This is a genomic window from Bacteroides timonensis, from assembly GCF_000513195.1.
In the GTDB taxonomy this organism is placed as follows: domain Bacteria; phylum Bacteroidota; class Bacteroidia; order Bacteroidales; family Bacteroidaceae; genus Bacteroides; species Bacteroides timonensis.
Genome location: NZ_CBVI010000098.1, coordinates 1 through 10512 on the forward strand (window position 1 = coordinate 1; position 10512 = coordinate 10512).

Here is a 10512-nt window from a genome sequence, read left to right on the forward strand (position 1 = left end):
GAATCAAATGATAATTTAGCGGCGTGAATGAATAGGCAGAACTATCTCAATTCTCCTCCTCCCGGGAGGAGGAGTACCCGTAGGGGGAGGTGGTAGGTAAAATAATAAATACCTATTAATAAGAATATTAAGGTATTCTTTCCTACCTACCACCCCGCCCTTTGGGCACCCCTCCTCCGATGGAGGAGGGGAATTGAGATAGTCCGTATATCACACAGATAACTCCCATTTAACTCATAACCCTTATTTGCAGTATGAACCGATCCTTTATTCTTTCCCTTTCCCTCATCTGCCTCCTCCTGCCCGCAGGCGGTTGCTCGGATAGTGCTTGTATCAGTGATGTAGAGACTCTTGTCCCTTTGCAGCCCTCTTTCTCCACTGCCACTGCCTCCGTCACCCGCTCCATTGTGAGCGAAACGGGCCCGGGCGACGGAAAGGTAAACCATATCGGTGTCTTCCTCACACGCAGCACTGACGGGCATACGGCTTATGCCGCTTCTTCTGACTCCTATACCATCTTCACTACCTCAGACGGAAGCACCTGGACAGGTGCCAAAACTGTCAATTTGCGTACTGAGCAAGCCCGGCTTTATGCTTGGTACCCTGCTGAAGGCGGCGGCATCCCTTCAGACAGCGGCAGCACCCGCACCATCCCCGTCTCCCTGCCCGCCGAGCAAACGTTTGACGGAGCAAGCGCCACCGCCTGCTCACAGGCCGATTATCTGTACGGCTCGGCAAACTCAACCGCCGGCGATGCCACGGCAATTACTGTAGATTGCAATACTAACTCCCCTACCATCTACCTGCAACACGCCCTCACCCAACTTGTTTTCACCATCGAATACAAGGCAGGCCGTGTTCCCGACGCTGAATATGACCGGGTGAAAAGCATCAGCCTGACAGGTCCTTTCCGTGCCGGAACGGGAACCATGCAGTTAAACGACGGTACGTTGTCGGCTCTGTCGCAATCCTCCGCTACTCTCAAGTTTTCCGTTTCGGCCCATCCGCAGCTTCCCGGTGCTATCGGAAGCCCGGAAATAGTTGCTTACGGCTTGGCAGCCCCCAAGGCAGCCACTACGGGAAGTGTTACCGTGAAGCTCATCTTAGGAAAAGCGGATGATACAGTTAATGACCGCACCCTGACCGTCGCCACCGATTTGTTTAACGCCGCATGGGAAAAAGGGAAGCGTTACATCTACCACCTCTTGCTCGACAAGAATGACATCACCCTGAAAACCGTTCAAATAAAAGGCTGGACAGAGGTTCCGACCGATCCGCCTGTTATAGTTCCCCCTGTTATCGAATAAAAGAAACAAGCATACAGAGATATGAAGTCATGAAGAACTTGAAACAGAACATAATGCCCTGCATAGCCCTCGCTTTTCTCCTGCCGCTGGCCGGCTGCGGCGAAGAACTGTCTGTGTCTCCGGTTGCCGAAGGCACTCCGCTCACTATTATGGCTGAAATCGGCACGTCCTCTTCCGCAGTCACGCGGGCTGAGGTTGTGCCCAATCTGTACGACCGCAGCGCATTCGTCGCCGGAGATCAGATAAACGTGGTGTGCAGCCGTAATGGAGTGCAACTGGCATCTTCGGGCTATACGCTGAACTCCGCTGCCACTGCCTGGCAGGTGGCATCCGGCAGCAGTGGTCTGGGGTTCCTTCCTGCCATTGTTTGCCGCGCTTCTTTTCCCATAGCCTACGAGGGTATCAGTGCCGACCAACAGGCGGCAGATGGAAGCGCCTTCCTGAAAAGCAACTACCTGTTGACTCCGCAGATACCGGTCTCGGGCGCTGAAGTCAACTTCACCGGAGATAACGCCTTCGGACATGAGAATGCGAAACTGGCTTTGAAGTTTCTCGGCTCGGGTGGAGCCAGCCTGCCCGCCTTCAGCAGGATAACCCTGCAAGCCACCGGATTGAGAACAGGCGGCGGCGCATCGGAGACCATCCTTCCTTTCCGCCCCGCTGCCAATGAATATACCTGGTGCGCCGTCATCTACCCCCGCAATCAGGCTACGGATATAACGGTGAGCGTGACAGACGCCAACAATGTCACCTATACTGCAAAAATTTCATGTGGCATGCAGAAAGCCTCCAGCTATACCTACACCTTGCAGCTTCGAAATGATATCCTTGTCCCTGTGGGGGCGGCGGAGATTGAAGACTGGGCATTAAGCGTGAGGCATAACGGCAGCTTTGACTCGGCCAATTAAACAGATATGCGAGTGATGATGAATAAGATTTATAAAATATTGCTGCTATGCGCGTTTGCCTTGCCCGCTTCGTGTGTGCGGAATGAGGTTGCAAGCGTCTCGTTGCCGCTGGAGGTGTCTGCCGAAATAAGCGGTGCCCGCACCCGTGCGGAGGATGATCCTCATGCGTCGGACTATGACAAGAAACGTTTTGTAACGGATGATGTCATAAAGATAGCCAAGTCGGGGACGCCAACGACATCCGTCCTTTATAAGCGCACTGCCGCTGGAGCGTGGACGCCTGACGACCTTGCCACTCCGATGACGACAACGGGAGGAGATACCTTCACCGCAACTTTCCCTTCCGCATTTGCCGGAATAAAGGCCGACCAAAGTACTCCCACCGGTTTTTGGGAGAGCAACCGGCTTACCGCCACTGCCACCGCTACCGGCAACCGTGTCAGCTTCAGGTTTGCTCCCGCTGCCTGTAAAATTACGGTTATTATCATTTATGAGGCAGATAATACGGCGCAAGGTGCCACGGTGGCAGGCAAGGGGCTTTGTACCGGGGATCAGTCTCAAGATGAAACCATCACACTGCTGAACACTAATTCCTCTTTGAGGCGTCACACCTACACGGGCATATTTTCACCTCAGGCAGCCACTGCATATACCATAACCGTGAGCGCCAGCGGTATGACGGGAGGTTCCGAATCCTATCAGGAGAAGGGCGGGGATTTTACATTGGCGGCAGGACATGAGTACCAATATACGTTTACCCTTACCAATGAGCTTGTCCTGAATAACGTAACGGTGAAGGATTTCACGGACCAGCCCGAAGAAGATGCCGGAAATGCAACTTGATGTAAAAAGACGTGAGTCTGATGAATTTGAAAATGATAAAAAAGATGAGAAAGATGAAAATGAAACATACCCATATATTGTTGACGCCCGCACTGGCCTTTATGGTGTCGTCGTGTGCCGGAGAAGTGATTGTTCAGGAACCGCTGTCCGGCGGAAAGGCGCTGCAGGTACGTTCGGTAGAGCTTCCCGAGCCTTCCGCCACCCGTATCCAGGGCGCCACAGCCACCCAGCTGACTGAAATCGGCGTGTACGCCACGGATCATGAACATGCGGCTTTGGCGTCGAATGCCAAGTCGGTATTTAAGTTGCAGAGCGAAACGTGGAGTTCGGACACTCCTCCTGCGATACTCTCGGAAGAGTCGGCTCCCAGTCGTCTGTATGCCTTTTCGCCTTCCGGCCTGTCCGTGACGAACGGTGCCGGCGGCAATCATCATACGGTTCCCGTTCAGGTGGTGGCGGACAACTTCTCGGCATCGCGCCAGACCGACTATCTGTATGCCGATCCGAATACAGCTTGGGCTTCTTCCCGCGCGGTCATCTTCACCATGAACCATGCTTTGGCAAAGGTCAGCTTCCGCATTCTGAAGTCGGACCATGTGCAAGAAACCGTCACGTTGAAGAAGATAGAACTTGTGAGCGGCACTTCGCGTTTGCAGTGGGGAAACAATGGTGTCATGAATCTGACAAACGGCGCATTGAACGGTTTGGCGTCCACCAACTCCATTACTCTGGAAGGCAGCACGGTGCTCAACACTACCCAGAGCCAACCCAATGTCACGGCGCTGGTAGCTCCTATGCCCGCCACGGAAACCCGCCTCTCGTTCCGCCTGACGGTGGATGTTGCGGAAGCGGATGGAACTTCTACCGAACAACGGTCTTTCGAGACGGCAACCGTGAATGAGGTGCAGTGGAAAGCCGGTTATCATTATGTGTATGCCATCACGGTGGATAAGATGGGAGGCAGCTTGACCAATATACAGATTGACGCCTGGAAGAATGACGCGAATCAGAATACGGGGATTGGTATTTAGGGTGATAAAGGTGATTAAAGTGATAAGGTGATGAAATATAAACTCTCAACTCTCAATTTTCAGCTTTCAGCCCTCCTGGTGCTGTTGGCGGCATGCAGTTCCGGTGAACCGGGATTGCCTGATGCCGGTCCGGATGCGGATAGGGGAGAGCCGGTGACATTGGCGTTCGACATATACACTGCATCGGTGACCAGGGCAGATGCTGCGGAAACCGTTTCCACTGCGGAGGACATGGCGGTTGGTAAGAGGTTTCGCGTCTATGCATTCGAGGCGGGAGCCACGAATCTCGGTGCTCCACTTGACGGACGTGTCTATACCGTGCAGGCATCAGACGCAGCTCATCCCGATAAGCCCGGCAAGGCTACGGGTGACCTTACCCTTTACCGGGGAAGCTACGACCTTTATCTGGTGTCCTACAATTCGTCTACCGAAGTACCGGAGTTAAGTGACGACGGGTCTTTCACGGTGGGAAACGGCAAGGACTTTATGTATACCAAGCTGGAAGGCATTGTGGTGCAGCCGGATAAAACAGGAGAGAACACTATGCTTGTAGCGTTGCCACGACCTTTTACGAGGATGGGGGCACAGGTGGTTACGACGGTGAAGGCGAGGAACGGTACTCAACCTGTGACCCCTACTAATTTAGTGGTCAACTATATTAAAGTAGACGGTTTGTATAATCAGCTCACTTATAAATTGAATAATATCTCTTGGGAAACGCCGACAGGGAGTGCTGATGGTTATTATACCTTTTCTTCTAATGGTTTCAGTAATAACACCGTTGATTACGATGTCTATCTGTCTCGTACCAGTAGTCCGGGAGTGTTGCTGCCTGTCAATGAAACGCAAAAGTTAAAGTTTGATGTGAACCTGACCGTGGGCTATAAAGATGGTGCTGAAACCAGGTGGTCTACCTCCTCTTACTATGCTACTATCGAAAAGTCCTTGTTGCCGGGTATGACTTATCAGTTCGACTTTTCTCTCACTTTCTATGGTGCGATAGTTCCCTCTGACCTGACGCTTGGTATCCGTGAGTGGACTACTTCCAGTCTGAATGGTGAAGATATGGGAAAAGATTAATTTTAATATCACGTATATGCTCATGAATAGGATAATGACAGCTTTTTGCGTAGTACTCATGCTGATACTTACAGCTTGTGAATCTTCGGTTTCTGTGGATGGCGTTGACAGCGGAATTTCCATTTATATGACTTCTCCACCGGCACTGTCGGTAGATACGCGTGCCGGTTCCATTAGCGGAGTGTCTATCAGCGATGTGTGGGTGATGCAATTCAATGCGGAAGGGAAAAAGTTACATGCTGTACATTTTAGCGATGATAAGATTAAGGATAAAGGAACGACAGGAGCTCTTGTTGAAGTTGAAACGAGTGGTTTCTCCAATGTTAAAGGTACGTTCCGGATAATCGTAAATTTTGGTGGGGAACAGTCCGGTCTGGTTGCGTTTTCCCAAAATGAGAATGCCACGTTAACTGAACTGGAGCAGATAGTGGTAGATTATACCAATTATCAGAATAACCCGAATTATCTTATTTCGGATAATCTTGCTTTTGAAGGAGTGGGTACCGATGGCAAAGCTGTCATTATGGCTCCCTTGAATTATGCTTATGTGTGGTTAGACGTAAAGTGGGCAAATAAAGTGGTTACTCCTGCCCGTTTCACTCTTCAATCTATCAAAGCTTATAATCTGCCTTCGACTCTTGCTCTTGCAACTCGTGCCGGTGCAGCTTCCGGTGTTTATCCGGAGTCGGCATCAAATAGCTATACAGTTGCTTCAAGCGGTGGGGACAATGCCAGTCTCGCGACAGGTAGTACCTATACTTTCTATATGCCCGAAAATCTTCGTGGCATGGGATGTGGAAAATCCTTTCAGGAAAAGAATCTTCCGGATTATGGGCCTAAAGCTGATGGAACGGCGCCTGCGGTAGGTGCTGATGGTGTGCCGACGGAAACAAATAATAATCTTGCTGGTTGCACTTACATTGATTTGGAAGGTTTGTACTGGTATAGTTATGATAGTAGTAATCCTACTGCAACATCTCCCATCTCCGTACACTGCCGCCTATATTTGGGTGGCAATCTGATAAATGATTATAATATTCGTCGTGGTTATCATTATACGATAACTGCCCAGATCAGCGGTGCTAATAGCGCTGACGTCCGCGTCACCATTACCAATGGCAATGTTGTAGTGTTTGATGATGTGGAGCCGATTGAAAAGACTGTGGAGTTCAAATAAAAGAAAACGGGATTTCGCTCTTTGACATGCTGGAATAACGGAAAACAATTAGTATCTTTGTAAGACAACGCGTATGTTGTATAATTGATTAGTAGAATATTGATTAACAAAAGAATAACTATAATGAATGAATCCGAAGATATAATGTTAGAGAGTATCTCGTCCAATCCTCTTGCCGCAGAAATAAAGCAACTGATAGCAAGAAGTCAGCAACAGGTCGCTACCCAGGTAAATAGTGCTATTACATTACTATATTGGAATATAGGAAAACGTATAAAGCAGGAAGTTCTGAAAGACCAACGTGCCGGGTATGGCAAACAAGTTGTGGCTAACTTGAGTAAGGAGTTAACATCGGTTTTTGGAAAAGGATGGAGTGAACAGCAATTGAGACACTGTATGCGTTGTGCCGAGGTTTTTGTTGATGAGGAGATTTTATACACACTGTGTATAGAATTGAGTTGGTCGCATATAAAGACTATCATATACGTTGACGATGCACTAAAACGAGACTTTTACATTGATCAGCAAGAAACCGGAGCAAACTATAGCTCATGACATTGATTTGTTGCGTAAGGAATGATTTGACTAATCTAATAAAGTTGATTGAACGAGAACGAAGAAGATAAATTGCTTGAGCTTATTATCTTTTGCGTTGAAAGTTTGCTTATCAGTGAGAAACTGACTATTTTTGCATTGAAACGAGTTAATGAAATAAACGAATGAAAAGACCTGAAATTATAGAAGCCATTCGCAGTACATTGAAAAGTATCGCTCCTGATGCTCAAGCTATTTTATATGGTTCAGAAGCTCGTGGAGAAGCGCGTCCCGATAGTGATGTTGATGTGTTAATTCTACTTGAAAAGGAGCAAGTGACATTAGAAGATAGACGGGCGATAACATATCCGCTTTATGATATTGAGTTTGAAAGTGGTGTCATTATCAGTCCAATAGTACTTTCTCGTAAGATATGGGAGACATTACATCGTATTACTCCATTTTATAAGAACGTAATGAAAGAAGGGATTTTGTTATGATGGCAGATGAAGATAGGATTGCTGTGGTTGCTTACCGTATGGAAAATGCACGTCGTACATTAGATGAGGTGACTTTCCATATTAAGCAGGGGTTTTAGAACCGTATGTATTACGCATGCTTCTACGCAGTATCTGCTTTATTAGTAAATGAAGGGATTGAAACAAAAACTCACGCTGGAGTACGACAGATGTTAGGTATGCATTTTGTTAGAACTGGGAAATTTCCTATACCTTTAAGTAAATTTTATACGGATCTATTTGATAATCGGCAAATTGGAGATTATGAGGATTTTATTTATTTTGATGAAGAAACCACTTCGGCATTATATCCTCAAGCATTAGAGTTAGTAGAGACCATAGAAAGAATGTTGTTTTAATAATTTTTTATATAAAATACAGTTTTCCGTCCCGCCCCGTGCAGCGCAGCTGCATGAGGCGGGACGCTTTGTTTTCCCCCTTATTCCGGCAAAATGTAATAAAACAGACGGTCTGTTTATGGCAAACAGACCGTCTGTAAGGGTGAAATAGACCGTCTGTTTCAGGCAGATAGACCGTCTGTTTCGGAAGAATGAATGAGGAAAATTAATTAATATGAATATAAACATGAAACGAATGAAAATCGGGAGCTTTTGTGCTCTGCTTTTGGTGTGGACTACGCTTGCGGGCGGACTGACCGGATGTGAAGACCGTATGGGATACGAAGACTCTCCGGCAGGTGATGACGGGCTGGTGCCAGTGTCGATAGCATTTGATTTTGCCCCCGAACTTAATGGTTATGACCTTCCTCAGGCCGGCCTCGGGCTTGCTTCAAGCTCTCCTCAAGCTCGCCTCCAAGACGGAAATGCGGCTGCCTTCGAGGTAAGCTTGTCTCCCCGGTTGTCAACCCGCAGTACTGCCGATTCAGCTCCGGACGCCTTGTATAATCTGGAAATCAGGCAATACAGCTCTGCAGGCGCGCATCTGGCAGGAGCTGCGTTTCCCAACCCGGTTACAATCGGTACAGCTCTGGAAGTACCACTGACACCAAGTGAGGATTGCCAACTGGTGATTGTGGCGCGTGGCAACGGCACCACTCCTGCCGTGGACGCTTTGGGAACTAAAACTTTGGAACAAGTGCAAGACATGCTTGTGAAATCATCCGTAATCAATGCCATCGACCCCTCGACGGCAGATGCTATGAATGCCATGCCCTACGTACTCCACTTGAAGCACGTGAAGGTGGTGGCGGACGCCAATAACAGCGGCAAACATATTATTCAAAGCCCGGAAGGCGCTCACGATGTCCGCCTGCGGCTGAAACGCCTGGCCACGCGCCTGACCGTGACGTGGGATTACCGCGTGGCAGGCTATAAGCTGAAACAGCTGTTGATTCAGAGCGTACCGATGAATTATGCAATCGTGGACAAGCCGGAAGGCGACGGTACCTACCCGTCCGTCGTTTCGCAGTTTACAATCTTGTCCGTCCCCATCGCAGATGGAAATGCTGAACAAGGCTCTTACTCTTGCTGGGTGCCTGCCAACGTTCGCGGCGAAAGTGCCGCCGCCACAACAGAATCGCAGCGCATCAAGGCCAATGCACCTATGGGCAGCACCTATTTCAATTTCGTAGCGGTGAATAACGACGATGCCAAGAAGAAACTGGATTACCGTGTTTACATTGGCTCGGGACCTTCAACCGACTTTAATGTATATCGCAATAAAAACTATGACTATACGGTAAATTTCTCCCACACAGGTATTCCTGCGGATGACAAACGCGTGACGTATATCGACCCCATTCCCGCCTCAATCAACAACGACAACCTGGTGCCTACCGCCAACTGTTTTGTGGTAGAGCCGGGTGGTGCATTCTGTTTCGATCCGTTTGCATTCCAGCAAAATGGTGCGGAGATAACCAATACACAAATGACAGGCTGGTATAGTACTGCAGGTACAGGCATAAAGTCGGTAAAGTTGCTTTGGCAAACCCGCGAGAATGGTGACGTGGGCGATCCCGTGATGGGAATAGCCACCGATTCCGATACGGATCATACCAATATTGTAGATATCAAGAGAACAGACGGCAGTGATATCACTGCGGCTCCAGCCAACGATAAAGGGCAATGCCGCATCTATTGTCGTGTGGCAGCCAACACTACCGGAGGCAACGGAGTGATTGCGGCGTATGACGACGTCGACGGCAAGGGAAATATCGTCTGGAGCTGGCACGTATGGGTGACGGATTATAAGCCGGACCCGACAGGGAGCACACAGGTGCTGGAACCGGTCAATAAACGGAAACTGCTCTTTTCGTATAACAATACTAGTGGTGTGCTTCCGATGATGGACCGTAACCTGGGAGCCATGGCGGGGTATGTGGATGCGGCTCCGACTACGTTTGTGGAAATGTCCAAAACCAATGGCTTCCACTATCAATGGGGGCGCAAGGACCCGTTTCCGAGCAACTATACGACTAAAGAGATCAGCAAGATATCTAATAAGAATTCAACCACGCCTCCCGAAGGGATGTTGAACCGTTACGGAGCGGATGGGATAACCTATGTGGTGAACGACGGACAGAGTGGAACAGTAAGTTTGCAAAACTCCTGCCGGAATCCGCTTGTGTTTTATGCTGCCAATAAGCAAGGGCCTGCGTGGACAAATGTCGCTAATAATAATTTCAGTGGATGGGACGAAACGAATAAACCGGTGTGGGATCCATGTCCTGCCGGATGGAGGGTGGTCTCCCGGTCTGATTTGGCTGCCGTATATCAGAATGGTAATGGTTTGTCTAATGCTAATATAAAGAATTATAATACCAGGGATAAGGATGGAGGCTATCTGCTTTATTTCGAAAAGGCGAATGGGGGATATGCTTCTTACTTCCGGTTCACGGGCTATGGCAGGTATTTTGATACCTTTGAGCATATTGGAAAATTATGTACGATATGGACCCGGAATAAAGCAAGTAGTGCCTATTATGCATATGCGGGCTGGTTTAATTCGGGAAAGGCTCCTGATGAGAAATTTGAGATTCTAGGTAAATATCAGTCCGATGCCCACCCTACCCGTTGCGTACAGGAAAAAGCCGACTGAACAGGGATAGAATTGAAACACTATTATACTCGTCCCGGCGGATATGTAATCATGAGT

10 protein-coding genes are annotated in these 10512 nt (G+C 48.7%); all 10 read left to right on the forward strand.

All coding sequences use genetic code 11. The features are described 5' to 3' along the window. Positions 1 to 254: 254 nt before the first annotated feature. Positions 255 to 1307 (forward strand): fimbrillin family protein, encoded by a 1053-nt coding sequence (locus BN161_RS18665; RefSeq protein WP_044269237.1) that lies wholly within the window; start codon positions 255 to 257, stop codon positions 1305 to 1307. A gap of 29 nt (positions 1308 to 1336) precedes the next feature. After that, positions 1337 to 2215 (forward strand): fimbrillin family protein, encoded by an 879-nt coding sequence (locus BN161_RS18670; RefSeq protein WP_052356327.1) that lies wholly within the window; start codon positions 1337 to 1339, stop codon positions 2213 to 2215. 15 nt (positions 2216 to 2230) lie between these two features. Then, positions 2231 to 3058, forward strand: a complete 828-nt coding sequence (locus BN161_RS18675) for a fimbrillin family protein (protein WP_244436549.1) — start codon at positions 2231 to 2233, stop codon at positions 3056 to 3058. Between the two features lie 44 nt (positions 3059 to 3102). Next, positions 3103 to 4089: a fimbrillin family protein gene (locus BN161_RS18680; RefSeq protein WP_244436550.1), complete on the forward strand. Its 987-nt coding sequence runs from the start codon at positions 3103 to 3105 to the stop codon at positions 4087 to 4089. 30 nt (positions 4090 to 4119) lie between these two features. After that, complete coding sequence (locus BN161_RS18685; RefSeq protein WP_244436551.1) at positions 4120 to 5169, forward strand: hypothetical protein; 1050 nt, start codon at positions 4120 to 4122, stop codon at positions 5167 to 5169. Positions 5170 to 5191: 22 nt separating this feature from the next. Further along, the gene (locus BN161_RS18690; RefSeq protein WP_244436553.1) at positions 5192 to 6346 is read left to right on the forward strand and encodes a DUF4906 domain-containing protein; all 1155 of its coding nucleotides are present in this window, start codon (positions 5192 to 5194) and stop codon (positions 6344 to 6346) included. Positions 6347 to 6469: 123 nt separating this feature from the next. Beyond that, positions 6470 to 6901, forward strand: a complete 432-nt coding sequence (locus tag BN161_RS18695; RefSeq protein ID WP_074435166.1) for a DUF1016 N-terminal domain-containing protein — start codon at positions 6470 to 6472, stop codon at positions 6899 to 6901. Between the two features lie 164 nt (positions 6902 to 7065). After that, complete coding sequence (locus BN161_RS18700) at positions 7066 to 7380, forward strand: nucleotidyltransferase domain-containing protein (protein ID WP_044269246.1); 315 nt, start codon at positions 7066 to 7068, stop codon at positions 7378 to 7380. Positions 7381 to 7484: 104 nt separating this feature from the next. Continuing rightward, complete coding sequence (locus BN161_RS18705; protein WP_052356328.1) at positions 7485 to 7757, forward strand: HEPN domain-containing protein; 273 nt, start codon at positions 7485 to 7487, stop codon at positions 7755 to 7757. Positions 7758 to 7983: 226 nt separating this feature from the next. Continuing rightward, a complete protein-coding gene (locus BN161_RS18710; RefSeq protein ID WP_244436554.1) occupies positions 7984 to 10455 on the forward strand; it encodes a DUF4906 domain-containing protein in 2472 nt (823 codons plus the stop codon). The last annotated feature ends 57 nt before the right edge of the window (positions 10456 to 10512 follow it).

What these genes read in the sequence shown, in the direction of transcription:
- BN161_RS18665 (WP_044269237.1), top strand. Translation starts at nt 255, where the DNA reads ATGAACCGATCCTTTATTCTTTCCCTTTCCCTCATCTGCCTCCTCCTG.
- BN161_RS18675 (WP_244436549.1), top strand. Translation starts at nt 2,231, where the DNA reads ATGATGAATAAGATTTATAAAATATTGCTGCTATGCGCGTTTGCCTTG.
- BN161_RS18695 (WP_074435166.1), top strand. Translation starts at nt 6,470, where the DNA reads ATGAATGAATCCGAAGATATAATGTTAGAGAGTATCTCGTCCAATCCT.
- BN161_RS18700 (WP_044269246.1), top strand. Translation starts at nt 7,066, where the DNA reads ATGAAAAGACCTGAAATTATAGAAGCCATTCGCAGTACATTGAAAAGT.
- BN161_RS18690 (WP_244436553.1), top strand. Translation starts at nt 5,192, where the DNA reads ATGAATAGGATAATGACAGCTTTTTGCGTAGTACTCATGCTGATACTT.
- BN161_RS18680 (WP_244436550.1), top strand. Translation starts at nt 3,103, where the DNA reads ATGAGAAAGATGAAAATGAAACATACCCATATATTGTTGACGCCCGCA.
- BN161_RS18710 (WP_244436554.1), top strand. Translation starts at nt 7,984, where the DNA reads ATGAAACGAATGAAAATCGGGAGCTTTTGTGCTCTGCTTTTGGTGTGG.
- BN161_RS18705 (WP_052356328.1), top strand. Translation starts at nt 7,485, where the DNA reads ATGTATTACGCATGCTTCTACGCAGTATCTGCTTTATTAGTAAATGAA.
- BN161_RS18670 (WP_052356327.1), top strand. Translation starts at nt 1,337, where the DNA reads ATGAAGAACTTGAAACAGAACATAATGCCCTGCATAGCCCTCGCTTTT.
- BN161_RS18685 (WP_244436551.1), top strand. Translation starts at nt 4,120, where the DNA reads ATGAAATATAAACTCTCAACTCTCAATTTTCAGCTTTCAGCCCTCCTG.